This is a genomic window from Microbacterium sp. K2, from assembly GCF_051365005.1.
In the GTDB taxonomy this organism is placed as follows: Bacteria; Actinomycetota; Actinomycetes; order Actinomycetales; family Microbacteriaceae; genus Microbacterium; species Microbacterium foliorum_B.
Genome location: NZ_JBLWII010000007.1, coordinates 93270 through 118828, shown reverse-complemented (window position 1 = coordinate 118828; position 25559 = coordinate 93270). Strand labels below are relative to the sequence as shown.

The window sequence follows — 25559 nt, the reverse complement described above, 5'->3', positions numbered from 1 at the left end:
CGACATGGCAAAGAGCCGCCCGGGTCGTATGACCCGGACGGCCCCTAGTGTGCCCTCGGCGAGGACTCGAGGATTACTGGTACGACTGCACGATCTCGAGGAGGCTCGGCACGTTGGCGTACGCCTCAGCGGCGTTCTCCTTCGTGACGATGATCGGGTCGAGCAGGTAGGCCGGAACGACCTTCGCGCCGTTGTCGTACGACTCTTCGTCGTTGACATCGACGGTCTCGCCCGCCTGCAGCTGGCCGACCATCTTGATCGACTGCTCGACGAGCAGCGCGGTGTCCTTGTTGATCGTGGAGTACTGGATGCCCTCCATGATCGACTTCACCGACTCGACCTCGGAGTCCTGACCCGTGACGACCGGAACCGGCTTGCCGGCCTGCTGCACCGAGGTGATGATGGCGCGAGCAAGGGTGTCGTTCGGCGACAGCACGCCGTCGACCACGGTGTCACCGCTGTACGACGAGGTGAGCAGCGTGTCCATACGGTTCTGGGCGTTCTCCGGGAGCCATCCCTCGGTCGCGGTCTGCGCGATCTCGGTCTGCCCCGACACGACGACCAGGTTGCCGTTGTCGATCTCCGGCTGGAGCACGTCCATGGCGCCGTCGAAGAAGACCTTCGAGTTGGCGTCATCAGGCGAGCCCGAGAACAGCTCGATGTTGTACGGAGCCTCGTGGCCCGCACGCTCGGCGAGACCGTCGAGCAGAGCCTGGCCCTGCAGCTGGCCGACCTTGAAGTTGTCGAATGCGACGTAGTAGTCGACTGCCTCGGTGTTCTCGATCAGACGGTCGTACGCGATCACGTACGCGCCTGCGTCCTTGGCGGCCTGCACCTGGGTGGCGAGCTGCTTGCCATCCTTCGCGCCGATGATGATGACCTTGGCACCGTTGGTGACCATGGCCTGGATCTGGTTCTGCTGCTCGGCGACCGTGTTGCTCGCCGGGGCGTACTGCACGTCGGCCTTGAAGCCGGCCTCTTCGAGGCCGTCCGTGAAGAGCTGGCCCGCGAGAACCCAGTTCTCACTGGTCTTGTCGGGAAGCGCGACACCGATCGGGGAGCCTGCTTCGAAGCCTGCTTCGGCCTCTTCGCCGGATCCCGTGTCGGTTCCGCCGCCGCGCTCACCGGAGCAACCCGTGAGTGCGAAGGCAGCCGTCGCGACGAGCGCTGTCGCTGTGACGATGATCTTCTTCATGTGATCTCTTTCTGTGTGATGTGACGGATTCTGCGTGCGAGCACTGCGCGGAGATTCCGCTTACTCGGCCCTTGTCTTGTCGACGGGAGGGGCTTGGTAAGTCCTGTTGGGTTCGAAGGTCTCGGTCGCCGGATCCACCTGACGGTTCGAGCGACGCATCATGAAACCGATGAGCGACGGGCGGCCCTGCTGCTTGTTCCAGACGTCGATGCCGACCGCGAGCAGGAGCACGAGGCCCTTGATCATCGAGACGACGTCGGCGCCCTGACCGAGCAGAGCGAGACCGTTGTTGAGGAAGGCCATGACCAGACCACCGATGATCGAACCGATCACGGTTCCGATGCCACCGGCGACGGCGGCGCCACCGATGAACACGGATGCGATGGCGTCGAGCTCCCAGCCCGTGCCGTCGTTGGGTCCGGATGCCTGCGAACGGGCGACGAAGATCATGCCGGCGAGAGCGGCCATCATCGACATGTTCATCATGACGAAGAAGTCGACCCAGCGGTCCTTGACACCCGAGAGGCGTGCGGCCTGCCGGTTGCCACCCACCGCGTAGATGTGACGGCCGAACACGGTGTTCCGCGTGATGAACGAGTAGATGATGACCAGGGCGAGCAGGATCAGACCCGGAACCGGGAAGCTCGTGCCGGGGCGACCGGTCGCGAACATCCACGCAGCGGCGAGGACGACGACCGAGAGCAGCACGACCTTGACCACGCTGACCCACAGAGGCGCACTGTCGGAGCCCATCTTGTGCTGCTGACGACGGGTGCGGATCTCCCAGAAGACCAGCCACGCCACGGCGACCAGGGCGAGGAGCATGGTCGGCACGTTGAAGTCGAGAGGCAGCCCGACCTCAGGCAGGTAGCCGGTGCCGATCACCTGGAAGCCCTTGGGCACCGGAATCGTCTGAGCGTCACCGATCCACTGCTGCGCACCGCGGAAGAAGAGCATGCCGGCGAGCGTCACGATGAACGCGGGCACCCCGACATACGCCACCCAGAACCCCTGCCAGGCACCCACGAGGGCGCCCACGCCGAGACCGAGCAGGATCGCCGCCGGCCAAGGGAGGTTCCAGTCGGCCATCGACTTCGCGACGATGATGCCGGTGAAGGCCGCCACCGAGCCGACCGACAGGTCGATGTGCCCCATGATGATGACCATCACCATGCCGATCGCGAGGATCAGGATGAACGAGTACTGGTTGATGACGTTGATCAGGTTGCCCGACGTCAGCGTCGCACCGTTCGGTCCGTTGCGCAGCAGCGTGAGGATCTCGAAGAGGGCGATGATGACGATGAGGCTGCCCAGGATGCCGAACTGGCGCAGTGACGAGGTGCCGTTGCTTCCGAACATCTTGCGGATGTCGCCGAAGTGGAAGCCACGCTTCGTTGTCGTGAGGTCGGTGGTCATGCTGATGCTTTCTGAGTCGCGGAGGTCATGCTGCGCATGAGGGCCTCGGGTGTCGCCTGGTCGGCCGGGATGCAGTCGGTGACCCGACCTTCGAAGACTGTGTAGATGCGGTCGGAGATGCCGAGCAGCTCGGGCAGCTCGCTGGAGATGACGATGACGCCCTTGCCCTGCGAGGCGAGCTCGTTGATGATCGCGTAGATCTCGTACTTCGCCCCCACGTCGATGCCGCGGGTGGGCTCGTCGAGGATCAGCAGGTCGGGGTCGGTGAACATCCACCGCGCCAGCACGACCTTCTGCTGGTTTCCTCCCGAGAGCTTGCCGACGCCCTCTTCGACGCTGGGCGTCTTGATGCGCAGCGCCTTGCGGTAGCGCTCGGCGACCGAGTACTCCTCGCGCTCGTCGACGACGCCGCGCTTCGAGATCTTCGACAGCTTGGCCGCCACGACCGACCGCTTGATCGTGTCGAGCAGGTTGAGGCCGAGCACCTTGCGGTCCTCGCTGACGTAGGCGAGCCCGTGCTTGATGGCGGAGGAGACGTCCGGGATCGAGATCTCGCGGCCGTCCTTGACGATCTGTCCGCCCTGGAAGTTGCCGTACGAGCGCCCGAAGATGCTCATCATGAACTCGGTGCGCCCCGCGCCCATCAGGCCGGCGATGCCGACGACCTCACCGCGGCGGACGTTGAGGTTCGATCCCTTGACGACCATGCGCTCGGAGACGGTCGGGTGCTGCACCCACCAGTCCTTGACCTCGAAGAAGACCTCGCCGATCTCGGGGGTGCGGTCGGGGTAGCGGCTCTCGAGCGAGCGTCCGACCATCCCGCGGATGATCCTGTCTTCGTTGATCTCGCCGCGCGAGATGTCGAGCGTCTCGACCGTGCGACCGTCGCGGATGATCGTGATCTCGTCGGCGATCTGCTCGATCTCGTTGAGCTTGTGACTGATCATGATCGACGCGATGCCCTTGGCCTTGAGGCCCAGGATGAGATCGAGCAGGTGCTGCGAGTCGTTCTCGTTGAGGGCGGCGGTGGGCTCGTCGAGGATGAGGAGCTTGACGTCCTTGTTGAGGGCCTTGGCGATCTCGATCAGCTGCTGCTTGCCCACACCGAGAGTCTTGACGGCGACGTCGGGGTCTTCGCGCAGGCCGACACGGGCCAGCAGCTCGACCGTGCGCTGGCGCTGTGCGCGCCAGTCGATCTTGCCGAAGTGGCGGATCTCGTTGCCGAGGAAGATGTTCTCGGTGATCGAGAGCTCGGGGATCAGCGCGAGTTCCTGGTGGATGATCGCGATTCCCGCCTGCTCGCTCGCCGCGATGTCGCGGTAGCGCTGCTCCTCGCCGTAGAGCAGGATGTCCCCCTCATACGTGCCGTAGGGGTACACGCCGGAGAGGACCTTCATCAGGGTCGACTTCCCGGCACCGTTCTCGCCGCAGATCGCGTGGATCTCCCCGGCGCGGACGGTGATGGACACGTCGGACAGCGCCTTGACACCCGGGAACTCCTTGGTGATGCTGCGCATCTCCAGGATGGGGCCTGACACGACCGGCAACGTTGCTGTGGTGCTCACAAGATCTTCCTCGCGACGGGCGGTCACCTTCGATGTGACCGTTCACATTGGATTACATAGTCTACGCTCGCCGAGACGCTGTCAAGACCACGAGCCAAATTGTGGCTCTATCGAGGTGCCGACGACTCTCTCGTGCGCAGGGTGGTCTGGAGCGGCCCGAACTGAGGCACCTGCTCCCCTCGGATCTGAGCGAGCAGGATCCGCACAGCCCGACGCCCGAGCTCGGGGAAGTCCTGATGCACGGTGCTCAGAGTCGGCGCGACGTGGGCAGCCACGGGGATGTCGTCGAAGCCGACGACACTCACGTCCTCGGGCACGCGGACGCCGGCATCCCGGAAGCCGTGCAGCAGACCGATCGCCATCTGGTCGTTCGCGACGAACACAGCCGTGAAATCACGACGTCGCGACAGCTCCTGCCCCGCGAAGTAGCCGAAGTCCGCCGTCCAGTCGCCGCGGATCGGCGGGAAGGTCGGAAGATCGGCTTCGCGCAGAGCATCCAGGTATCCGCGCATGCGCGACTCGGCCTCGATCCAGTCCTGGGGCCCGGCGATGTGGATGATGTCGCTGTGGCCGAGTCCGATCAGGTGCTCGGTGGCGGTGCGTGCTCCCGCGACCTGGTCGGCCGACAGGGTCACGCCGTCGGAGCCCGAGGCGGTCTGCAGCGACACGAACGGCATCTCGACCGCCATGCCCTTGAGCACATGGAAAGCCCGCACCTGCGGGGCCAGCACCACGATGCCGTCGACCTGCTCGCGCGCCAGCTGGCGCAGAGCGTTGCCGATCGCCTCCGGCGTCGTGGCCGAGAGGTTCAGGGTCGAGACCGAGTACCCCTCCTCACGCGCGGCATCCTCGATGCCGACGATCGAGGAGGTGGGTCCGAACTCCCCCACGGTCGCCGACAGGATGCCCAGCATGTTGGACTTGCTGGTCACCAGCGCCCGCGCCGCGAGATTGGGGCGATAGTCGAGCACCGCGATGGCGTCGAGGACCTTGGCCTTCGTCTCGGGACGGATGCTCGCGTGATCGTTCAGCACCCGGGAGACGGTCTGGTGCGACACCCCTGCGAGTCGGGCGACGTCTCGGATGCTCGGCATCCGGGCACGGTCGGAGGCAGTCGACATCACAGACCTCCTTGTATGTGCACGGTCACATCGTCACTTCATTATGTATGCCAGGCGCGCCGAGCGCACCTCGCCGACGCGAGGACGCGGGCGGGGCGTGTCAGGCGAGGATGCGCGCGCCCGGCACCGGGCCGTGCACGTGCAGCGACTCGAGCCCGTGCTCGCGCAGCAGCGACTGGACCTCCTGCGCGCCCTCGGGGCTCCCGCAGAGGAGTGCGATGGTGGGCCCTGAACCGGACACGATCCCCTGGAGGGCACCGGCGTGGATGCCGCGCAGGATCGTGGTCTCGAGCTCCGGCCGCTCATGCAGAGCAGCCTCCTGCAGGTCGTTGTAGATGCTCTCGGACAGCAGATCCGGGTCCCCCGAGCGCAGCGCCTGCAGCACGGGCGCCGGAACCTCGAGCGACATCGGCGGATCGTCGGCGAGCGCACCTTCGGCATCGCGCAGAGCATCGAGCCGCGCATAGACGACCGGCGTCGAGAGCCCCTCGTCGCTCGGGACGAGCACCCAGTCGAAGCGCCCCCTCGCCAGTGCCGGATTGAGCTGATCTCCTCGACCGGTACCCACGGCGGTTCCGCCGTGCAACGCGAACGGCACATCCGCACCGAGGCGGGCCGCGAGATCGTGCAGGCGGGCCGTCGAGAACCCGGTGCCCCACAGCGCATCGCAGGCCACGAGCGCAGCGGCGGCATCCGCCGATCCACCTCCCATGCCCCCGGCGACCGGCACGCTCTTGCGGATCTCGAGTGCGACCCCGCCGTCGTACTCGGCTGCGGTCGCGAGCAGCTTGGCCGCCCGCATCGCGAGGTTGCGATCGTCCAACGGCACCGTGTCGGGGTCGTCGACCCCGGACACCGTGATCGAGAAGTCGTCGGCGTGCCGGGCTATCACGTCCTCATAGAGCGACACCGCCTGGAACACGGTCGCCAGCGCGTGGTACCCGTCGTCATGACGGCCGCCCACGCCGAGGTAGACGTTGATCTTGCCTGGCGCGCGCACATGCACGGAGTCGACGGGGGCGGCGAAGCTCATCTCGGTGCTCCCGTCACAGCTCCGTGGACGACGCCCACAGGTCGACGTCGATGGCGCCGGCCGCCTCGTCGATGCGGCTGAGCTCGTCGGCCGTGAACGCCGGGCCGTTGACGGCGGCGATGTTCTCGTCGAGCTGCTCGGGGCGCGACGCCCCGACCAGGGCGGAGGCGACCACCGGGTTGCGCAGCGTCCACTGGATCGCCATCTGCGCCAGCGACTGCCCGCGCTGCTCGGCGATGGCGTTGAGTGAACGGAGCGTCCGCAGAGCATCATCCGACAGCGGAGCATCCGGCAGCGACCCGCGCTTCTGCGCGCGCGCGGCGGTGCCGTCACCGAGGTACTTGTCGGTGAGGAGCCCCTGCGCGAGCGGGGTGAAGGCGATCGCGCCGACACCGGACTGCTCGAGCTTCTCGGTGAGCCCGTCTTCGACCCAGCGGTTGAGGATCGAATAGGCCGGCTGATGGATGACGAGCGGAGTGCCGAGCTCGGAGGCGACGGCGACGGCCTCGGCCGTGCGCTCGGCGCTGTACGACGAGATGCCCACATAGAGGGCCTTGCCCTGACGCACGAGCGTGTCGAGTGCGCCGATGGTCTCGGCCACCGGAGTCACCGGGTCTGCGCGGTGCGAGTAGAAGATGTCGACGTGGTCGAGGCCCATGCGCGTCAGCGACTGCTCTGCGCTCGCGAGGATGTACTTGCGGCTTCCGAGGTCGCCGTACGGCCCCGGCCACATGTCCCAGCCGGCCTTCGACGAGATGATCAGCTCATCGCGGTAGGGGCGGAAGTCCTCGGCGAAGATGCGGCCGAAGTTCTTCTCGGCCGAGCCGTACGGCGGACCGTAGTTGTTCGCGAGGTCGAAGTGCGTGATGCCGCGGTCGAACGCGTGGCGCAGCAGTGCGCGCTGGTTGTCGAGCGGGATGTTGTCGCCGAAGTTCCACCACAGGCCCAGCGAGATGGGCGGCAGGTAGAGCCCCGAGGTGCCGACCTGGCGGTACTCGAACTGCTGATAGCGGCTCTCATCGGCGGCGTACGGCCGGTGGAGCTCAGGGACGTTCGGACGGAAGCGGGGGGACTCGGTCACCGTGCCAGGTTAGCCGGTGACGGCGGCGTCTTCGATCTGAGCGACGTGTCGCGCAACACGGTGATAGTCGTCGACCGTGAGATCTTCGCCACGAGCGGTCGGCGCGACGCCTGCCGCGATCAGGATGTCGGATGCTGCGGCGGAGCTGCCGAAGAGACCCGACAGCGCCTGACGCAGCATCTTGCGCCGCTGGTTGAAGGCGGCATCCACGATCTTGAAGGTGAGTCGACGTTCGTCCTCGGTGCCGCGCTCGCCCTCCGAGCGGTCGAAGCCGACGAGAAGGCTGTCGACGTTGGGCACGGGCCAGAAGACCTGACGCGACACGGTGCCCGAGAGCTTCCATTCGCCGTACCAGGCGGCTTTGACGCTCGGCGAGCCGTAGATCTTCGAGCCGGGCTTGGCTGCGATGCGCTCGGCGACCTCGGCCTGCACCATCACGACGCCGCGCTGGAGGTACGAGAAGTTCTCGAGGAAGTGCAGCAGCACCGGGACGGAGACGTTGTAGGGGAGGTTCGCGACGAGCACGGTGGGCTCGCCGGGCAGCTCGGTGATGCGCAGCGCATCGGCGTCGACGACCGTGAGCATGTCGGCGGGCACACCGTGCTCTTCTGCAGTCTGGGGCAGACGGGCCGCGAGCCGGTGATCGATCTCGACGGCGGTGACGGACGCCCCGGTCTCGAGGATCGCGAGGGTGAGCGACCCGAGCCCCGGCCCCACCTCGACGACGCGCTCGCCCGGCTGGACGCGGGCGGCGTGCACGATCTTGCGCACGGTGTTGGCGTCGACGACGAAGTTCTGTCCGAGCTTCTTGGTCGGGGTGACGTCGAGCTCGGCGGCGAGGCGGCGGATCTCGGTGGCGCCGAGCAGGGTGACTGTCATTGCTCCATTGTCCCCCACTGCCTCTGCATTCGACGCCGCCACCGGTGTCCGACCCGCCCAGTAGTCTTCTGTGGTGCCTTCCCTCGGTGAACTGATCGCGCCTCGTCGGATGGGCAGGGATTTCCGCTGGCTGCTCGCATCGTCGTGGACGAGCAACGTCGGAGACGGTGTCGCTCTCGCAGCCGCTCCCCTGCTCATCGCGTCGATGACGTCGTCGCCGATCCTCGTCGCGGCCGGCGCCATCATGCAGTTTCTTCCGTGGCTGCTGTTCGGCCTGCACGCCGGAGCGATCGCCGACCGGTTCGACCGCCGGCGGCTGGTGATGTTCGCCAACGCCGCGCGAGCTGTGGTGCTCGCGGGTCTCTGCGCATTCCTGCTCACCGGCACGGCGAACATCTGGATCGTGCTCGCCGTGGCCTTCCTCTACGGCACGGCAGAGGTCTTCGTCGACACGGCCGGCAGCACTCTGCTGCCGATGCTCGTGAAGCCGGCGGATCTCGGCATCGGCAACGCGCGCCTGCAGGCCGGGTATCTGGTCGCCAACCAGTTCGCGGGCCCACCCCTGGGTGCCTTCCTCTTCGCAGCGGGTACGGCATGGCCCTTCCTGCTCGAGGTCGTCTGCGTGCTCCTCGCGGTCGTGCTGATCTCGCGCATGGCCCGCACGCCCGTGCCTCCTCGAGCGACGGGCGACGCCGCGAAGACGCACGTGCACACCGACATCGCCGAGGGGCTGCGCTGGCTGTGGCAGAACCCGCCGGTGCGGATGCTGGTGCTCATCATCCTGGTGTTCAACGTGACCTGGGCGGCCCCGTGGGGCGTGCTCGTGCTCTACGCCACCGAGCACCTCAACATGGGAGCCGTCGGCTATGGAGTGCTGACGACCGCATCGGCGGCCGGCGGCATCCTCGCCACGTTGTGCTTCGGGTGGCTCGAGCGGCACGTGTCGTTCGCCACGCTCATGCGCGTCGTGCTGTCTCTCGAAGTGCTGATGCACCTCGCCTTCGCGCTCACCAGCACCGGGTGGGTCGCGCTCGTGATCATGTTCGTCTTCGGCGCCTACGCGTTCATCTGGGGCACGATCTCGACGACCGTGCGTCAGCGCCTCGTGCCGCCCGAGCTGCAGGGCCGGGTCGCCTCGGTCAACATGGTCGGCGTGTTCGGCGGCATGGTGATCGGACAGGCGCTCGGCGGCGTGATCGCCCAGTTCTGGGGGCTCACCGCCCCGTGGTGGTTCGCGTTCGTGGGCGCGGCGCTCACACTGCTGTTCGTGTGGAAGCCGATCTCGCAGATCGTGTCGGCGAAGCCGGTCTCCGACACGCAGGCGATCGAGATTCAGTCGAACGAGCCTCAGTCGAACGAACCGTAGACCCGCAGGGTGTTCGCGGCGAGCCGGGCAGACAGCTCGTCGACCTCGATGCCGAGCTCGGCGGCCATGAACCGCACCGTGATCGGCACGAGATACGGGGCGTTCGGCCGACCGCGCAGCGGGGTGGGCGTGAGGAACGGCGCATCGGTCTCGACCAGGATGCGATCGAGCGGCGTCACCTGCAGCGCATCCCGCAGATTCTGTGCGTTCTTGAATGTGACGTTGCCCGCGAAGGACAGGTGATAGCCGGCATCCGCGCAGATCCGGGCCATCGCGTCATCGCCCGAGAAGCAGTGGAAGACCGTGCGCTCGGGCGCTCCGACGCGGGTCAGCGTCTCGAGCACCGCGTCATGCGCATCGCGATCATGGATCTGCATCGCGATGCCGTGCTTCTTGGCGAGTGCGATGTGCGCCTCGAAGGACTCGAACTGCGGCGCTCTGCGTTCGGGTTCGGTGCGGAAGAAGTCGAGTCCCGTCTCGCCGATCGCCCGCGTGCGGGGGTGCGCCGCGAGCTCATCGATCACCGCGATGGCCTCATCGAGGCGCCCCTCTTCGGCGTAGGCAGGAGCATCGTTCGGGTGGATCGCGACAGCAGCGAGCACACGGGAGTCCGACTCCGCGGCCTCGACCGCCCAGCGAGACGACTCGATGTCGCCCGACGCCTGCACGACTCCTGCGATGCCCACGGCCGCGGCGCGATCGAGCTGTTCGGTCAGCGACAGAGGCTCATCGCCGTCGACGATCTCGAGGTGCGCGTGGTTGTCGTAGACGGGCACGGCGAGCGGCTCGGGGGCCGCCGGATACCGCAGGTTCTTGCGCCCCTCGCCGTCTCGCTGCTGCACGTAGGTCATGCTCAGGCGTTGGACTCCACACGCGGGAACAGCGGGCTGAGACCGTTGACGCTGGTTCCGGGGCGCAGCACGCCCCAGGCTCCGGCCTCGCGGATCGGCTGGTCCTGCAGACGCCCGAGGCTCTCGGCGGCGCCGAGGGCGACCCAGAGCTTCTCGGTCGACTGCGGCATCACCGGCGACAGCAGCACGGCGAGCGCACGAAGACCCTCGGCACACGTGTAGAGCACGGTGCCCAGGCGGCCACGCTGAGCCTCGTCGCGGGCCAGCGCCCACGGCTCGTTCTCGGTGATGTACCCGTTGAGCGCGTCGACGATCGTCCAGATCGACGAGATGGCCTCGTCGATGCGGAACTGCTCGATCGCGGCATCCGCGTTCGAGGCGGCATCCGCGACGATCCTCTGGATCTCGAGATCCTTCTCGGAGTACTCGGCGGGCGGCGGCACGATGCCCTCGAAGTACTTCTCGATCATCGCCGTGGTGCGCGAGGCGAGGTTGCCGAAGCCGTTCGCGAGCTCGGCCTGGTAACGGGCCGACAGGTCTTCCCACGAGAACGAGCCGTCCTGGCCGAACGCGATCGCCGAGAGGAAGTAGTAGCGGTAGGCGTCGGATCCGAAGACGTCGGTGATCTCGGTCGGCGCGATGCCGGTGAGCTTCGACTTCGACATCTTCTCGCCGCCGACCAGCAGCCAGCCGTGCGCGAAGACGCCCTTGGGCACGTCGAGACCGGCGGCCATCAGCAGCGCGGGCCAGATCACCGCGTGGAAGCGCAGGATGTCTTTGCCGACCACGTGATAAGCGGGCCAGCGGCGGTCGAACGTCTCCTGATCGGAGCCGTAGCCGACGGCCGTGGCGTAGTTGAGCAGTGCGTCGACCCACACGTAGATGACGTGCGACTCGTCCCAGGGCAGCGGGATGCCCCAGTCGAACGTCGACCGCGAGATCGAGAGGTCCTTGAGTCCCTGGCTCACGAAGGAGACGACCTCGTTGCGCGCCGAGTCGGGGCGCACGAAGTCGGGCTGGGTCTTGTAGAGCTCGAGCAGGCGGTCCTGGAACTCGCTGAGCTTGAAGAAGTAGTTCTTCTCCTGCAGCAGCTCGAGGGGCTTCGAGTGGATCGCGCACACCTTGAGGCCCTCGAACGGACCGGTGCCGTCGACGATCTCGGACTCGGGCTTGAACTCCTCGCAGCCGACGCAGTAGAGCGCCTCGTACTCACCCGCGTAGATGTAACCGCGGTCGTAGAGACGCTGGAAGAACGTCTGCACGTTGGTCTCGTGGCGCTCCTGCGTCGTGCGGATGAAGTCGTCGTTCGCGACGTCGAGCGTCTCGAGCAGCGGGAACCACGCCTCGGTGACGAGTTTGTCGACCCACTCCTGCGGGGTGACGTTGTTCGCCGCCGCCGCGCGGAGCATCTTCTGGCCGTGCTCGTCGGTGCCCGTCAGCATCCACGTGTCATCGCCGCCCTGACGGTGCCAGCGGGCGAGCGCGTCGACCGCCACCGAGGTGTACCCGTGGCCGATGTGAGGCACATCGGAGGGGTAGTAGATGGGCGTGGTGATGTAGAACGATTCGCCTGCGGGCATGGGGACAATTCTAGGTGGGATGCAGGGGGTCGTTACGCTCAGGCGACCGACACCTGGATGCGGTGCCACCCCTGAGCTCCGTCTGGCACGACGTCGGCCGGATCGGAGGTCTGCGTCTCGCCGTCCGCGCTGATGGCGCGGCACTCGATCGTGTGCGCTCCGCTCTCGGCCGACCAGTCGAGACGCCACTGCACCCACGTGTCGTCCGAGATGGCGGTGGCGAGCTCGGCGCGACGCCATGGGCCGCCGTCGATCCGCACCTCGACCCCTTCGACGCCCACGTGCTGCTGCCATGCCATGCCGGCGATGACCGCGTCTCCCGCCTCGATCCGGATCCCTCGGCGCGGCACGTCGATGCGCGACTGCAGCTTGATCGGCCCGCGCTCCGACCACCCGCGATCGGTCCAGTAGGCCGTGGCTCGGTCGAACCGTGTGACCTCGAGATCGGTCACCCACTTGGTCGCCGAGACATAGCCGTAGAGCCCAGGCACGACCATGCGCACCGGGAAGCCGTGCTCGATGGGCAGCGGATCGCCGTTCATGCCGACGGCGAGCAGAGCGTCGCGGTCATCGGTGAGAGCCTCGATCGGGGTCGAGGCCGTGAATCCGTCGGACGAGGTCGACAGCACCATGTCGGCCTCGGGGTCGACGCCCGCCCGGGCGAGCAGCTCGCGGACCGGATGCCCGAGCCACAGGGCATTGCCGATCAGGTCTCCACCCACCTCGTTCGACACGCACGCGAGCGTCACATGCGACTCCTGCATCGGCAGGGCGATCAGCTCGTCCCACGTGATGACGATCTCTCGGTCGACCATCCCGTGGATCCGCAGCGACCAGTCGGCGGGGTCGATCCGCGGCACGATCAGCGCGGTGTCGATGCGGTAGAACTGCGCGTTCGGGGTGACGACGGGCGCAAGCCCCTGGATGTCGAGTTCCGCGGCGGCCGGCACTGCCGGGGCCGGGGTGGCTGCCTTCGGCAGTCGCAGCGCACCGCGCACCGCCTCGATCGACCGGGTCACACCACGGGCCGCGTTGCCGACCGCGAGCGCGACGACGCCGGTGGCGGCGACACCGAGCGTCCACAGCAGGAACTGACGGCGCTCGTCATGCTCGGCGCGGAGATACGGCACCGGGTGCACCCTGCGCATGAGCAGCCGCAACGCGACGACCGCGACCACCCCCGCGACGAGACCGGGAAGCCACGCGAACGGCCCCGCCCCCGGACGGATCATCGCGGCCACGAGCGCGAGCACGCCGAGAGCGGCGAGGATCGCGGATCCCACGCCCGACCGGCGTGACTCCAGGATGCCGGCGAGCGCCGCCACCCCGGCCAGCACGATGGCGATCCCGGTGAGGAGAGCGACTTTGTCGCCGGTGCCGAACAGTGCGATCGCCGCATCCTTAGCCCAGCTCGGGGCGAGGTCGATCAGCCCGCTGCCGATCACGGCGAACGGACTCGCGCTCGGTTCGACGACCGCCGCGACCAGCTCCGCCAGGCCGACCGCGACGACCGCCGCGCTCAGCCCGGCGGCCGCCGATCGGAGCCTGTCTCCGCGCTTCGTGCGGACTGCGTGGGTCATGATCCGAGAGTAGCCCCGGGGCATGACCCCGGGGCCGTCCGGCTCAGAGCCCGTTGCGGCGTGCGACCTCGCCCAGCCATGCGAGCGACGGCTTCGGCGAGCGTTCGAACGTCTCGTGGTCGAAGCCGATCAGCCCGAAGGTCGGACGGAATCCGCTGGCCCACTCGTAGTTGTCGAGCGCGCTCCAGTGCTGGTACGCCTTGACCTCGATGCCGTCGGAGATGGCCCGGTGCAGACCCTCGAGCGCACCCTGCGTGTAGGCGATGCGACGAGTGTCGTCGGCGGTCGCGATGCCGTTCTCGGTCACGAGCACCGGCACTCCGCCGCTGCGCTCCCAGGCGCTGCGGACACCCATCTCGAGCGCCTCGGGGAAGAACTCCCATCCGGTGAGCGTCGTCTCGACATCGTCGGCCACCGGCCGCGGCCCCTCGGGTCCGATGAAGGTGCGGGTGTAGGCCTGCACGCCGACGAAGTCGTCACCGGCCGACTGGTCGAGGTACCAGTGATCGCGAGGGTCGCCGTACTCGGCGAGCATCTCGTCTGCACCGGGCTCTCCGGTGGAGTGGAAGGCCTGCGTGGCGATCGTCCATCCGGCCTGCACACCCGAGACGGAGTGCAGGATCTCGCTCGCGCGGTGGTGCGCGTCGAGCAGCGTGTCGGCGACCGCGAGGTCGGGGTTCGGCAGTCCGAACGCGACGAGGTTCGCCGCATCCTCTCCCCCGGCCAGCATCGCCGCGATGTTCGGCTCGTTGATCGTGCAGACGTACTTCACGCCCTCGAGGATCGGGAGCACCGTCTCGACGTAGCGCGAGAACAGGTCGACCGCGTCGTCCGCACGCCAGAAGCCGTCCTTCTGGAACCACTGCGGCACCGTGAAGTGCATCAGCGTCACCGTGGGGTCGAGCCCGTTCTCGCGCGCCGTGTCGATCATGCGGCGGTAGTGGTCGAGCATCGCCCGCGAGACGAACCCGCGCTCGGGCTCGATGCGGGCCCACTCCATCGAGAATCGGTACGAGTTCAGACCGGCATCCGCCAGCAGCCGCATGTCCTCCGGGTACCGGTGGAAGTGGTCGGCGGCGTCGCCCGAGGGCTCCACCATGGGCGAGCCGGGAGCATGCTCCATGGCCCACCAGTTGCTGGTCGTGTTGTTCCCCTCCACCTGATGGGCTGCGGTCGCAGCGCCCCAGAGAAAGCCGTCAGGGAATGTGAGCACGAGTGCTCCTTTCGTCTTGCGATGGTCTTCGGTCAGCGTTCGGCGCGTGCCGGGTTCGGCACGGCATCCAGCAGCTGCACCGTGTACGGGTCCTCCGGATGCTGAAGGACCTGAGAGGTCTCGCCGCGTTCGACGACGCGACCGCTGTTGAGCACGAGGATGTTCTCGGTGACGAGACGTGCGCTGAGCAGGTCGTGCGTGATGTAGAGCATGCTGATGCCCCACCGTTCGCGCAGATCCTCGAGCAGCGCGAGCACGCCGGCTCGCAGCGACACGTCGAGCATCGACACGGGCTCGTCGGCGATCAGCACCTGCGGATCGCTCGCGAGCGCCCGGGCGATGACCACGCGCTGGCGCTGGCCACCCGACAGCTGATGCGGCAGCTTGGCCGCGAACTGCTCGACGGGAGTCAGCCCCACCGTCTCGAGCAGCTCGAGCACGCGGGCTCTCGCCTCCTGCCCTCGGAGCGGGGTGTAGTTGCGGATCGGCCGACTCAGCGCATACTCCACCGTGTGGAGCGGGTTCAGCGCGGCATAGGGGTCTTGGAACACCATCTGCACGTCCTTGCGCAGATCGCGGAGTCCCTTGCGACCGAGCGTCGCGACGTCGACATCGCCGAAGCGCACGGTGCCCTCGCTCTGCTTCTCGACGCCGGTGATGAGCTTCGCGATCGTCGACTTTCCCGAACCGGAGGCGCCGACGAGCGCGAGCGCCTCACCCGGCTCCAGACGGAACGACACGTCGTCGACGGCGGTCACCGGCTGCTCGCCCCGACGGGGCGCCGGGTAGCGTTTCGACACGCCCTCGACCACGATCGCGGCATCCGCCCGGCGGGTGTCGCGCTGCGACACGGTCGGCAGGGTCTCGGTCAGGTCGGTGCGCGACTGCCCCTCCCGCCGGCGGGTGCCGAGGTCGACGAACCCGGGGATCGAGATCGACTCGGCCCGAGGGTCGGCGTAGTGACTCAGCAGCATCCGCGTGTACTCGTCCTGAGGACGGTGCAGGATGTCGAGGCTCGGAGCGTCCTCGACGATCCGCCCCTCGTGCATGACCATCACCCGGTCGGTGGCCTCGAGCACGATGCCGAGGTCGTGACTGATGAGGATCGCGGTGAAGTGCTCGGAGCGCTGCAGATCCTTGATCGTGTCCATGACGGCGTGCTGCACGAGCACGTCGAGCGCGGTGGTCGGCTCGTCGAACACCATGAGCTGCGGTTCGAGCGAGAGAGCCAGCGCGATGGAGGCACGCTGGCGCATGCCGCCCGACAGCTCACTCGGGTACCGCGACAGGACGAGGGGGTCGAGACCCACCTTGCCGACCAGCTCCTTCGCCCTCGCATCCCGTGCGTCGCGGGCCACATGCCCGTGCGCGGCGAAGATGTCGCGGAAGTGGTTGCCGATCGTGCGGACGGGGTTCAGCGCGTTCATGCCCGACTGCAGCACCATCGCGAACCCGCCCTGACGCTGTCGACGCAGCTCTTCGGCGTCGAGCTCGCGGATGTCACGGCCGTCGAACAGGATCCGCCCGTCGCTGATGCGTGCGGGCGGCTTCTGCAGCCGCGTCAGCGCGAAGCCGAGCGTCGACTTGCCCGAGCCCGACTCGCCGACGAGACCGACGAACTCGCCACGACGGAGCGTGAACGACACGTTCTCGACCGCGGTGACCGGCGTCGTACCCGGCGAGGCGTACTCGACGGACAGGCCCTGGACGTCGAGCAGGACGTCATCGGGTTGCATGGCGCTCATCGGCCCTTCCCCTCTCGCAGGCGCGGATTGGAGATGCCATCCACGCCGAAGTTGATCAGTGTCAGGCTCAGAGCGAGCAGGGCGATGCAGAGACCGGGGGCGAACAGCAGCAGCCACTGCCCGGTGAGCAGGGAGTTCGAGTTCTGCGCCCAGTAGAGCATCGTTCCCCAGCTGACGATGCTGGAGTCGCCGAGCCCGAGGAACTCGAGTCCGGCCTCGGCGAGGATCGCCGCGGTCGCCGCTCCGAAGAGCGTGCCCGCGATGATCGACGTCATGTTCGGCAGGATCTCGCGGAACACGATGCGCGCCCGACTGTCACCCGAGAACTGCGCCGAGGTGACGAAGTCGTTGCCCCGGAGCGACTGGGTCTGGCTGCGCAGCACGCGCGCACCCCAGGCCCATCCGGTGACGACGATGACCGCGATGATCATCAGGATGCCGCCGTTCTGCAGGTAGGCGGCGATCACGATCATGAGCGGGAGACCGGGGATCACGAGGAAGAGGTTGACGATGAAGCCGACCACCTCGCCCAGGAAGCCACGCATGTAGCCCCAGCTGAGACCGATCAGCACGGCGACGATCGTCGAGAGGATGCCGGCGGCCATGCCCACGAGCAGACTGACCTGCGAGCCGTAGATCAGCTGGCTCAGCACGTCCTCACCCGCGGCGGTGGTGCCGAGCCAGTGCGCGGCCGACGCATCGGCGTTGCGCTCGAACGTGTTGACCTTCGGGCCGTATGGGGCGAGCAGCGGTGCGAACACCGCCACCACGACGAACAGCCCGAGGATGATGAGGCCCAGTCGGGCCTTGCCGTTGGACCAGAGGGTGCCCACCATCCGGGCGAACGAGCGCCACGGGCTGGGAGCCGCGATCCGGTCGGAGGGAACCTTGACATTCATGGTGGAGGTCATCGGCGGGTCCTTGGATCCAGCACGCCGTACAGGATGTCGACGAGGAAGTTGGCGATGAGCACGCTCACGGTGATCATCAGGAAGAGCGCCTGCATGAGCGGGTAGTCCTGCCCGATCACGGCGTTGAAGAGCAGATAGCCGATGCCCGGATACCCGAACACCTGCTCCACGAGGATCGATCCGCCGACCACACCGCCGAGCGTGAGCCCGAAGCCGGTGAGGTTCGGCAGGATCGCGTTGCGTGCGGCGTATCGGAGGGCGATCGTGCGACCGTGCAGACCGTTCGCCTCGGCGAAGGTCACGTAGTCCTCACCCAGCGTGTTGATCATCGCGTTGCGCATGCCGATGATCCACCCGCCGAGCGAGGTCAAGAGGATCGTCAGCGCGGGGAGAACCGCATGCTGCGCGAGGTCGACGATGAAGTCCCAGGTGAACCCTGGCGTGGTCGTCGCCGCGTACGCTCCCGTCGTCGGGAACCAGTGCAGCACGTACCCGAAGAAGAACAGCAGCAGCAGCGCCGTCCAGAAATACGGGAAGGTGCTGAGGAACGATCCGGTCAGCGTCGGCAGGCTGTCGAGCCAGGTGCCGCGGCGCCAGGCTGCGGCGGTGCCGATCAGGGTGCCGATCACGAACGCGAGGATCGTGACGATGCCGACGAGGCCGATCGTGTAGGGCAGCGCGGTCGAGACCATGCTCGAGACGCTCTGCGGATAGAACGTGTACGAGACGCCGAAGTCGAGCCGGGCGACCTGACCGAGATAGGCCACGTACTGATCCCAGATCGATCCGGTGGGCACTCCGAGCTGAGCCTCGATCGCGGCCCGCGTCGCATCCGACACCGGGCCGTTCTGCGAGAGCTTCGCGATCGCGGCATCGGCCGGCGAACCCGGCATCAGACGCGGTAGGAAGAAGTTCAGGGTGATGGCCGCCCACAGTGTGAGGACGAACAGCCCGACCTTCTGGAGGACGTACTTCATCGGTCATCCTCCTTGACGCGCTCGAGCCGGGTGAAGATGCCCAGCGGCGCCGAGTCGTAGTTCTGCGGAATCATGTACGGGTCGTCCTCTGTGGGCCAGCCGGTGAACTTGGAGTCGTTGAACAGGCCCCAGATCCCGCCGTAGTAGAGGCCGATGACGGGCAGGTCGTCGTAGACGATGCCCTGCAGCTCCTCCACGATCTCGGTCTGGCGCGCGGGGTCGACGGTCTCGCGGTACTCCGCGAGCAGCGCGTCCGCCTCATCCGAGCGGTACCGCTCGAAGTTGTTGGCGGTGGGTTCGCCGGACGGCACGTAGAACTCACTCGACAGCAGGTTGTTGAACGCCTGGTAGACGTTGCCGTTGCCCATGCCGCCGATGGCCATCTCGAAGTCGCCGTTGCTGATGGCGCTCTGATATCCCGCCGGCTGCGGGAGCTTGAGAGTCACCTTGACGCCGACGTCTGCGAGCTGGCTCTGCACGGTCTGTGCCGCGCGGGTCCAGTCCGAGAAGCCGTTGGCGGTCGTCAGCGCGAACTCGAGCTGCTTGCCGTCGGCGCCCACGAGGCGGTCGCCGTCGAGGGTGTACCCCGCCTCGGCGAACGCGGCGAGTGCGGCATCCGCGTCCTGCGTGATCATGCCCTGATCGGGGATGCTCGGGTCGAGGTACTCCTCCTGGTTGGGGAGGATGAGTCCGGTCTGCCCCGCGGGTTCCATGTAGCCCTCGGAGGCGGTCTCGGCGATCTCCTCGCGGTCGAGCGAGAGGGCGATGCCGCGGCGCACGTTCACGTCGTCGAACGGCGCGACCTCGAGGTTCGGCATCAGCGCGATGACACCGCCCGGCGGGAACCACCAGGCGTTGTGCTCGCTGGCCGCACCCCAGGTGCCCTCGACATCGGAGATGAACGAGTAGGCCCAGTCGTATCCGCGCGTGACGGTGTCGAGCTGCGAGTTCGTGGACGGCAGGATGATGTGCTCGATCTCGATCTTGTCGGCCTGCCAGTAGTCGGGGTTCTTGTCGACCGAGTACTGCTGGTCGTTGTAGTTGCCGAGCACGAACGGGCCGGTTCCGACCGGGTTCTCGTTGCGATACGTGCCGGGGTCCTCGACATCGGCCCAGAGGTGCTCGGGCACGATCATCGTCTGACCGAGGATCGGCAGGGACGGGGCGTCGTCGGTCTGGAGGTGCATGATCACGTCGTTGCCGTCGACCTCGACGGTCTCGAGGTGCTGCCAGGCGCCCTTGATGTCGAGCGAAGGGTTGTCCTTGAGCAGCTGGAACGTGAACGCCACGTCATCGGGCGTCAGCTTCTCGCCGTCGCTCCACTCGACGTCGTCGCGGATCGTCATCACGACCGTGCGGGCGTCGGGCTGCGACCATTCGCTCGCCAGCCAGGGGTTCTCGGTTCCGTCGAGCGGGTTCACCAGGATCAGAGGCTCGTAGATCCACCGAGACGCGGTGCGCGTGTTGGTGAGATACGGGTTGAAGTTCCGCGTGAAGAACGGGTTCCCCTTGTCCGCATTGATGAGCATCGTGTCGTCGCCGATTGATGGATCGGGCTGCGAACTGATCTGGATGCTGCAACCGCTGAGCACGACGGCTGCTGCCGCCAGTCCCACGATCGCGGCTCTCCGCCAGCGCCGGAGCATGTGCGTCTTCGCCACACTGCCACCTCATGTCGTCTGTGTCATGAAGGGGGTCCCGGGGGTCGGGGCGCCCCACGGCCAAGGCCGCATGAGCGATTGTAAGCGCATACATTTTGCGAGCGCAACCCCATGACAGCTTCGTGGGGAAGACGGATTCCCCGTCATCGCGGGGATGAGAGCGGTGCCAAACGTGTCTTTACCGCGGCGAATCGCGAAGGGAGCGCACCATGCTCCGCAGCGCCCGGAGCGCAGCACCTTGCTCGTCGTCGGTCATGCCGGCGAGCATCCGCACCTCGACCGACCGCACAGCGGCCGTGGCCTGCGCGAGACTGCTCCTCCCCCGCGGTGTGAGCGTCGTCGGCAGCGCCTTGCCCACCGGAGCCGCGGGCGGTCTCGTGACGAATCCATCCCGCTCGAGCGCCTGCAGCAGCACGTTCATCGACTGCCGCGTCACGAATGCACCGCGGGCCAGCTCGGAGTTCGAGAGGCCGGGCCGCTGGGCGAGCAGTTCCAGACATGAGTAGTGCGTGATGGTCATGCCGAGCGGACGCAGCACCTCCTCCATCGCCGAACGCAGCGCGCTGGAGGCCTCCTTCAGGAGGTATCCGAGCGATGTTTCGAGGTCGATGCCGCCGGCGTCTTGACTCATGTCAGTATTCTGACATACATTGATCCATGTCAGATAACTGACATCAAAGGAAAGAGCACATCATGCCCGTCACCGGACCCGACTTCATCTCCCTCCAGACTCGCGACCTCGCCGCGTCGCAGGCGTTCTACGAGCAGTACCTCGGCCTCGTCCGCTCGCCCACGGGCCCGCCGCATGCGGTCGTGTTCGAGACCACACCCATCGCGTTCGCGCTGCGCGACATCGCCCCTGGCACCGACCTCGACGGCGTCGACCAGCCGGGGATCGGCGCCGCGATCTGGCTGCATGCCAGCGACGTGCAGGCGATCCACGACGCTCTCGCCGCCGCAGGGCATCCGATCGTCTCGGCACCGATCGACGGTCCGTTCGGCCGCACGTTCACCTTCGCCGACCCCGACGGCTACCGCATCACGCTGCACGATCGCGCCTGAGCGGATCGTCAGATCGCTCAGGCGGGGCGCTGCGAGCTCTCGCGGACGAGGATCTGCAGCGACAGACGCACCGTCATCGGATCGGCCTCCGGCTGCTCGAGACGGCGCGCGAGCAGCTGCACGGCGGCGCGGCCGAGGTCGATCATCGGCTGGCGCACCGTGGTCAGGGTCGGCCGCGAGAGCGCGGCGGCCTCGATGCCGTCGAATCCGGTGACCCGCACATCATCGGGCACGCGGATGCCGGCCGAGCGGAACGCGTCGATCGCCCCGAGAGCCATCTGGTCGTTCGCCGCGACCAGCGCGGCCGGCGCGCCGCGGGCGATCAGCTGCTCGGCGGCCCGGTGTCCCGATGCGCGCGTGAAGTCACCGCGCAGCACCGTCACGTCATCCGTCGCGATGCCCGCCTCGGCTATCGCGGCGGCGAAGCCCTCCCAGCGCTGCGCACCGTCGGGCGAGTCCTCGGGGCCGGCGAGGAACGCCAGCGGGCCAGGGTCGGCCTGCGCGAGCACCAGGCGCGTCAGCTCTGACATCGCCTCGGCGTTGCTGACCGTCACGTGGTCGTAGCTGTCGCCCCGAGCCGGGCCCGAGAGCACGACCACGGGGATCCGCTGGGCGAGACGAGCGAGCACGTCGTCCGGCACGCTCTGCGCCAGCACCATCAGTCCGTCGACCCGACCGGCGATGTCGCGCACGGTCTCGCGAGCGGGGTCACCCCGCCCGACGCCGATCATGAGCACGAATCCCTGCTTCCATGCCTCCAGCTCGGCACCGCGCAGCACCTCGTCGAGGAAGAGCATGGTCGGATGCGGCATCCCCGCGTCGGCAGACGCCTGCTCGACCGTGAACGGCGGCACCTCGACCCGATCCTCGGCGAGCACATCGAGCACGGGAGCGTCCTCCGAGGCGTCGAAACCCGGGAAGTACAGCCCCAGCACGCCGGTGCGTCGTTCGGCCAGGCCGCGCGCACTGCCGCTGGGCACGTAGCCGAGGGCTGCGACCGCGTCGAGCACTCGTTCGCGCGTCACAGGGCGCACCGCATCCGGCTGCCGCAGCACGCGCGAGACCGTCGCGATCGACACTCCGGCGCGCTCTGCGACGTCGTAGACGGTCGCCTTCTTGGTCACGCTCGGTCCTCCTCGGGTCGCGTGTGCACCAGGGTACCCGGGAAGCGAAGCACCGCCTGCGCGCTCCACCAGGCCATGTGCGCCTGCGAAGTCCGAATGCCGCGGATCCGGACCTGTGAAGCGCGATCGGACTTGCGAGGCGCTCGGCTTCGAGTCGAGTTCAGCGGACGGCGACCAGCGAGCCGTGGGGCCGGGCGCTGATCTCGCCCTCCTCCCGGCCGCGGGTCTCACTCGACACGAGATCGAAGCCTGCATCGGCGAGAAGCTCGGCGAGTGCGTCGGCAGACCAGAAGAATGCCGGAGCGACGGCGTGCGCGAACGGCTCGCGCGGCTCGCCGTCGAAGAACCCGATGAGGATGCTGCCGCCGGGAGCGAGCACGCGACCGAACTCGACGAAGATCTCGGGCAGCTCGACCGGAGGCGTGTGGATCAGCGAGTACCAGGCGAGGATGCCGCCGACGGCCCCTTCCTCTAGCGGCAGATCGCGGAACGTCCCGACCTGGAAGGCGATGCCGGGATGCCGGCTCTTCGCGGTCGTGATGAACTCCGCCGACAGGTCGACTCCCCGGGCCTCGCGCCCACCCCTGCCGAGGAACTCGGTCCAGTGGCCGGGCCCGCAGCCGGCATCGAGCAACCGCCCCGGGGTCGCGTCTCGCCAGGCTCCGATGACCGCCGCATCCCGGGCGTCCATCTGCTCGATCGAGCCGGCCAGCTCGACGTACTCCGCGGCCCTCGCGTCGTAGGCGGAGCCGATCACGGCGTCAGCGCCCTGCACCATCAGCTGCGAGCGGCGAGCGCTGCCTGATACAGGTCGCGCGACGACAGGCCTGTGGCCGCGGCGACCTCGGCGCAGGCCTCCTTCAGGCGCACACCGGATGCCACGAGACTCTGCACCTGCGCCAGCGCGTCGTCCGCAGATGCCTCACGATGCGGCGCCCCCTCCACCACGACGACGATCTCGCCCTTGACGCCCGCCGTGGCCCACTCGACGAGCTCGGCGGAGGTGCCACGACGCACCTCCTCGTAGAACTTGGTCAGCTCGCGACAGACGGCGATGCGACGGTCGTCGCCGAATGCGGCGCCCATGTCGGCGAGCGACGACGCCAGCCGGGCGGGAGATTCGAAGAAGACCATGGTGCGAGGCTCGGCGGCGAGCGCCCTCAGCGTCGACCGCCGCTCCCCCGGCTTGCGCGGCAGGAACCCCTCGAACGTGAAGCGATCGGTCGGCAGGCCCGAGATCGAGAGGGCCATCAGCACGGCGCTGGGCCCAGGGATGGCCGTCACGGTCACGCCCTGCGCGACGGCTTCGGCGACGAGACCGTAGCCCGGATCGCTGATCGCCGGCATCCCCGCGTCGCTCACGACGACGACGTCGGTCTCGATGGCGAGGGTCGCGAGCTCTGCTGCCTTCTGCTTCTCGTTGTGATCATGCAGCGCGATCAGCCGCGGACGGTTCGAGATCTGCAGCGCCTGCAACAGCTTCTGCGTGGTGCGGGTGTCCTCGGCGACGACGACCTCTGCGTTCTCGAGCACTTCGACGAGGCGACGCGAGACATCCCCCAGGTTTCCGATCGGTGTTGCGGCGAGGATGATCACCCGCCCAGCTTAGGCGGCGCCCCTCGCCGGAGTGTCTAGGCTGGTGCGGTGACCGCGCCCCTGCCCCTGCTGCCTCCGCCCGAGCAGCGACTGACGCGCTACGGGCGACTGCGCGACCGCGTGCTGCGGGATCCCGACTGGGGGCGCATGATGCGCTGGTTCGCGCCGCTCGTGGTGACCGCGCTCGCTGCGGTGCTGCGCCTGGTCAACCTCGGACACCCGCACCAGCTCGCCTTCGACGAGACCTACTACGTCAAGGACGCCTGGTCGCTGTGGACTCTCGGATACGAGGGCACCTGGGGCAAGGACGCGAACGAGGCGTTCATCACGCTGCAGCAGCTGCCGCTGTCGGACGCTGGGGCGTTCGTCGTGCATCCGCCCCTCGGCAAGTGGCTGATCGCTCTGGGGATGGCCGTCGGCGGCCCCGACAACACGGTGGGCTGGCGCATCGCGACGGCCCTACTGGGCACGGCCACCGTGCTCCTCACCTACCTGGTCGCCCGCAGGGTGACCGGGTCGATCGTGGTGGCGACCGTCGCCGGCACCCTGCTCGCCATCGACGGCCTCAGCATCGTGATGAGTCGCACCGCACTGCTCGACGGCCCGCTGACGTTCTTCCTCATGCTCGGCGCGCTGTTCATCCTGATCGACCGCGACCGGTCGATACCCCTGCTCGAGCGCACCGCTCCCGACTCCCCCGAGCCGATGTGGGGTCCCGTGCTCTGGCGGCGCCCCTGGCTGATCGCGGCGGGTGTCGCGCTGGGCGCGGCCTGTGCCGTGAAATGGTCCGGTCTGTACGCGCTGGCCGCCTTCGGTCTGTACGTCGTGGTCACGGATGCTCTCGCGAGACGCCGCGCGGGCGTGGTCCTCTGGCCCACTGCGGCAGCGTTCCGTCAGGGGCCGGTCTCGTTCGTGCTGCTGGTGCTGCCGGCGCTCGCCACCTACCTCGTCAGCTGGACGGGGTGGCTCGTCACCGCAGGCGGCTATGCCCGTCAGAGCGATCCGAACCCGCTGATCGCGCTGTGGAACTACCACGAGGCGATCCTGAACTTCCACGTCGGTCTCAGCAAGGGCCACCCCTACGCGAGTCCCGCCTGGGAGTGGCCGCTGCTGCTGCGGCCCACGGCGGTGTGGGTGGGCAGCGACCCCGGGCCCTGCGGCGTCGACCACTGCATCGCGGTGATCTCGACGATCCCCAACCCGATCATCTGGTACTCCGGCGTCGCCGCGGCTCTCTACCTGCTCTACCGGTTCGTGCGCGGATGGATCGACCGCAAGCCCGTCGGCGGCGCGTTCACGTTCCCCCTGGTCGGACTCGCGGCGACCTACGTCCCGTGGCTGCTGTTCCCCGAACGGACGATCTTCCAGTTCTACACGGTCGCGATGGCGCCGTTCCTGGTGATCGCGCTCGCGGTCGCTCTGCGTCAGATCGCCGGGCGACAGGACGACACGCTGCATCGCCGCCAGTCAGGTGAGCGCACGGTGATGATCTTCCTCGCCGTCGTGCTGCTGGTCTCGGCCTTCTTCTACCCGGTGTGGACCGGTATGAGCGTGCCCTACGACTTCTGGCTGCTCCACAACTGGCTGCCCGGCTGGATCTGAC

22 protein-coding genes are annotated in these 25559 nt (G+C 67.8%); 3 read left to right on the top strand and 19 right to left on the bottom strand.

Annotated elements, in window-relative coordinates; genetic code table 11:
• Positions 1-73: 73 nt before the first annotated feature.
• From ACLKOY_RS17115 to rsmA, 7 genes are all read right to left on the bottom strand, one after another.
• A complete protein-coding gene (locus ACLKOY_RS17115) occupies positions 74-1195 on the bottom strand; it encodes a sugar-binding protein (protein ID WP_363575196.1) in 1122 nt (373 codons plus the stop codon).
• A 60-nt stretch (positions 1196-1255) separates the two neighbouring features.
• On the bottom strand, positions 1256-2611 hold the full coding sequence (gene mmsB, locus ACLKOY_RS17110; RefSeq protein WP_363575194.1) for a multiple monosaccharide ABC transporter permease: 1356 nt from the start codon (positions 2609-2611) through the stop codon (positions 1256-1258).
• The gene (gene mmsA, locus ACLKOY_RS17105; RefSeq protein WP_308810395.1) at positions 2608-4128 is read right to left on the bottom strand and encodes a multiple monosaccharide ABC transporter ATP-binding protein; all 1521 of its coding nucleotides are present in this window, start codon (positions 4126-4128) and stop codon (positions 2608-2610) included. Before mmsA ends, mmsB begins: the two co-directional genes overlap by 4 nt.
• A 155-nt stretch (positions 4129-4283) precedes the next feature.
• Positions 4284-5297, bottom strand: coding sequence for a LacI family DNA-binding transcriptional regulator (locus ACLKOY_RS17100; RefSeq protein WP_436454689.1), 1014 nt, complete (start codon positions 5295-5297; stop codon positions 4284-4286).
• 100 nt (positions 5298-5397) lie between these two features.
• Positions 5398-6330 (bottom strand): 4-(cytidine 5'-diphospho)-2-C-methyl-D-erythritol kinase, encoded by a 933-nt coding sequence (locus ACLKOY_RS17095; RefSeq protein WP_436454688.1) that lies wholly within the window; start codon positions 6328-6330, stop codon positions 5398-5400.
• A gap of 13 nt (positions 6331-6343) precedes the next feature.
• On the bottom strand, positions 6344-7411 hold the full coding sequence (locus ACLKOY_RS17090) for an aldo/keto reductase (RefSeq protein ID WP_436454687.1): 1068 nt from the start codon (positions 7409-7411) through the stop codon (positions 6344-6346).
• A 9-nt stretch (positions 7412-7420) separates the two neighbouring features.
• The gene (gene rsmA, locus ACLKOY_RS17085; RefSeq protein ID WP_140037609.1) at positions 7421-8290 is read right to left on the bottom strand and encodes a 16S rRNA (adenine(1518)-N(6)/adenine(1519)-N(6))-dimethyltransferase RsmA; all 870 of its coding nucleotides are present in this window, start codon (positions 8288-8290) and stop codon (positions 7421-7423) included.
• Between the two features lie 73 nt (positions 8291-8363).
• Here rsmA and ACLKOY_RS17080 point away from each other — a divergent pair, with 73 nt between their 5' ends.
• Positions 8364-9656: an MFS transporter gene (locus ACLKOY_RS17080; RefSeq protein ID WP_436454686.1), complete on the top strand. Its 1293-nt coding sequence runs from the start codon at positions 8364-8366 to the stop codon at positions 9654-9656.
• Here the strand turns inward: ACLKOY_RS17080 and ACLKOY_RS17075 are convergent.
• From ACLKOY_RS17075 to ACLKOY_RS17035, 9 genes are all read right to left on the bottom strand, one after another.
• Positions 9638-10507 (bottom strand): TatD family hydrolase, encoded by an 870-nt coding sequence (locus ACLKOY_RS17075; RefSeq protein ID WP_436454685.1) that lies wholly within the window; start codon positions 10505-10507, stop codon positions 9638-9640. The genes ACLKOY_RS17080 and ACLKOY_RS17075 overlap by 19 nt on opposite strands.
• Before the next feature lie 2 nt (positions 10508-10509).
• Positions 10510-12087, bottom strand: a complete 1578-nt coding sequence (gene metG / locus ACLKOY_RS17070; protein ID WP_140037611.1) for a methionine--tRNA ligase — start codon at positions 12085-12087, stop codon at positions 10510-10512.
• A 38-nt stretch (positions 12088-12125) separates the two neighbouring features.
• On the bottom strand, positions 12126-13667 hold the full coding sequence (locus ACLKOY_RS17065; protein ID WP_436454684.1) for a molybdopterin-dependent oxidoreductase: 1542 nt from the start codon (positions 13665-13667) through the stop codon (positions 12126-12128).
• Between the two features lie 43 nt (positions 13668-13710).
• Complete coding sequence (locus ACLKOY_RS17060; RefSeq protein ID WP_363575178.1) at positions 13711-14880, bottom strand: glycoside hydrolase family 1 protein; 1170 nt, start codon at positions 14878-14880, stop codon at positions 13711-13713.
• 32 nt (positions 14881-14912) lie between these two features.
• Complete coding sequence (locus tag ACLKOY_RS17055) at positions 14913-16616, bottom strand: ABC transporter ATP-binding protein (RefSeq protein ID WP_436454788.1); 1704 nt, start codon at positions 16614-16616, stop codon at positions 14913-14915.
• Between the two features lie 5 nt (positions 16617-16621).
• Positions 16622-17536, bottom strand: coding sequence for an ABC transporter permease (locus ACLKOY_RS17050; protein ID WP_042537384.1), 915 nt, complete (start codon positions 17534-17536; stop codon positions 16622-16624).
• A complete protein-coding gene (locus tag ACLKOY_RS17045) occupies positions 17533-18513 on the bottom strand; it encodes an ABC transporter permease (RefSeq protein ID WP_042537382.1) in 981 nt (326 codons plus the stop codon). Before ACLKOY_RS17045 ends, ACLKOY_RS17050 begins: the two co-directional genes overlap by 4 nt.
• Positions 18510-20174 (bottom strand): ABC transporter substrate-binding protein, encoded by a 1665-nt coding sequence (locus tag ACLKOY_RS17040; protein ID WP_258184239.1) that lies wholly within the window; start codon positions 20172-20174, stop codon positions 18510-18512. Before ACLKOY_RS17040 ends, ACLKOY_RS17045 begins: the two co-directional genes overlap by 4 nt.
• Before the next feature lie 178 nt (positions 20175-20352).
• Entirely contained in the window at positions 20353-20805 is a 453-nt protein-coding gene (locus ACLKOY_RS17035) for a MarR family winged helix-turn-helix transcriptional regulator (RefSeq protein ID WP_436454683.1), read from the bottom strand.
• Positions 20806-20867: 62 nt separating this feature from the next.
• Between ACLKOY_RS17035 and ACLKOY_RS17030 the strand changes: the two genes are divergently transcribed.
• Positions 20868-21236, top strand: coding sequence for a VOC family protein (locus tag ACLKOY_RS17030; RefSeq protein WP_436454682.1), 369 nt, complete (start codon positions 20868-20870; stop codon positions 21234-21236).
• A gap of 17 nt (positions 21237-21253) precedes the next feature.
• On the opposite strand, the gene ACLKOY_RS17025 is transcribed toward ACLKOY_RS17030, so the two are convergent.
• From ACLKOY_RS17025 to rsmI, 3 genes are all read right to left on the bottom strand, one after another.
• On the bottom strand, positions 21254-22360 hold the full coding sequence (locus ACLKOY_RS17025) for a LacI family DNA-binding transcriptional regulator (protein WP_436454681.1): 1107 nt from the start codon (positions 22358-22360) through the stop codon (positions 21254-21256).
• Between the two features lie 160 nt (positions 22361-22520).
• Complete coding sequence (locus ACLKOY_RS17020) at positions 22521-23138, bottom strand: class I SAM-dependent DNA methyltransferase (RefSeq protein WP_436454680.1); 618 nt, start codon at positions 23136-23138, stop codon at positions 22521-22523.
• Positions 23138-23956 (bottom strand): 16S rRNA (cytidine(1402)-2'-O)-methyltransferase, encoded by an 819-nt coding sequence (rsmI, locus tag ACLKOY_RS17015; RefSeq protein WP_436454679.1) that lies wholly within the window; start codon positions 23954-23956, stop codon positions 23138-23140. The genes ACLKOY_RS17020 and rsmI overlap by 1 nt, the downstream gene beginning before the upstream one ends.
• 48 nt (positions 23957-24004) lie before the next feature.
• Here rsmI and ACLKOY_RS17010 point away from each other — a divergent pair, with 48 nt between their 5' ends.
• Positions 24005-25558, top strand: a complete 1554-nt coding sequence (locus ACLKOY_RS17010) for a dolichyl-phosphate-mannose--protein mannosyltransferase (protein WP_436454678.1) — start codon at positions 24005-24007, stop codon at positions 25556-25558.
• Position 25559 lies beyond the last annotated feature (1 nt).

Excerpts from the sequence above, each read along its gene's own strand:
- ACLKOY_RS17115 (WP_363575196.1), bottom strand. The coding sequence starts at position 1,195 with ATGAAGAAGATCATCGTCACAGCGACAGCGCTCGTCGCGACGGCTGCC.
- mmsB (WP_363575194.1), bottom strand. The coding sequence starts at position 2,611 with ATGACCACCGACCTCACGACAACGAAGCGTGGCTTCCACTTCGGCGAC.
- mmsA (WP_308810395.1), bottom strand. The coding sequence starts at position 4,128 with ATGCGCAGCATCACCAAGGAGTTCCCGGGTGTCAAGGCGCTGTCCGAC.
- ACLKOY_RS17100 (WP_436454689.1), bottom strand. The coding sequence starts at position 5,297 with ATGTCGACTGCCTCCGACCGTGCCCGGATGCCGAGCATCCGAGACGTC.
- ACLKOY_RS17095 (WP_436454688.1), bottom strand. The coding sequence starts at position 6,330 with ATGAGCTTCGCCGCCCCCGTCGACTCCGTGCATGTGCGCGCGCCAGGC.
- rsmA (WP_140037609.1), bottom strand. The coding sequence starts at position 8,290 with ATGACAGTCACCCTGCTCGGCGCCACCGAGATCCGCCGCCTCGCCGCC.
- ACLKOY_RS17075 (WP_436454685.1), bottom strand. The coding sequence starts at position 10,507 with ATGACCTACGTGCAGCAGCGAGACGGCGAGGGGCGCAAGAACCTGCGG.
- metG (WP_140037611.1), bottom strand. The coding sequence starts at position 12,087 with ATGCCCGCAGGCGAATCGTTCTACATCACCACGCCCATCTACTACCCC.
- ACLKOY_RS17065 (WP_436454684.1), bottom strand. The coding sequence starts at position 13,667 with ATGACCCACGCAGTCCGCACGAAGCGCGGAGACAGGCTCCGATCGGCG.
- ACLKOY_RS17055 (WP_436454788.1), bottom strand. The coding sequence starts at position 16,616 with ATGCAACCCGATGACGTCCTGCTCGACGTCCAGGGCCTGTCCGTCGAG.
- ACLKOY_RS17050 (WP_042537384.1), bottom strand. The coding sequence starts at position 17,536 with ATGACCTCCACCATGAATGTCAAGGTTCCCTCCGACCGGATCGCGGCT.
- ACLKOY_RS17045 (WP_042537382.1), bottom strand. The coding sequence starts at position 18,513 with ATGAAGTACGTCCTCCAGAAGGTCGGGCTGTTCGTCCTCACACTGTGG.
- ACLKOY_RS17035 (WP_436454683.1), bottom strand. The coding sequence starts at position 20,805 with ATGAGTCAAGACGCCGGCGGCATCGACCTCGAAACATCGCTCGGATAC.
- ACLKOY_RS17030 (WP_436454682.1), top strand. The coding sequence starts at position 20,868 with ATGCCCGTCACCGGACCCGACTTCATCTCCCTCCAGACTCGCGACCTC.
- ACLKOY_RS17020 (WP_436454680.1), bottom strand. The coding sequence starts at position 23,138 with ATGGTGCAGGGCGCTGACGCCGTGATCGGCTCCGCCTACGACGCGAGG.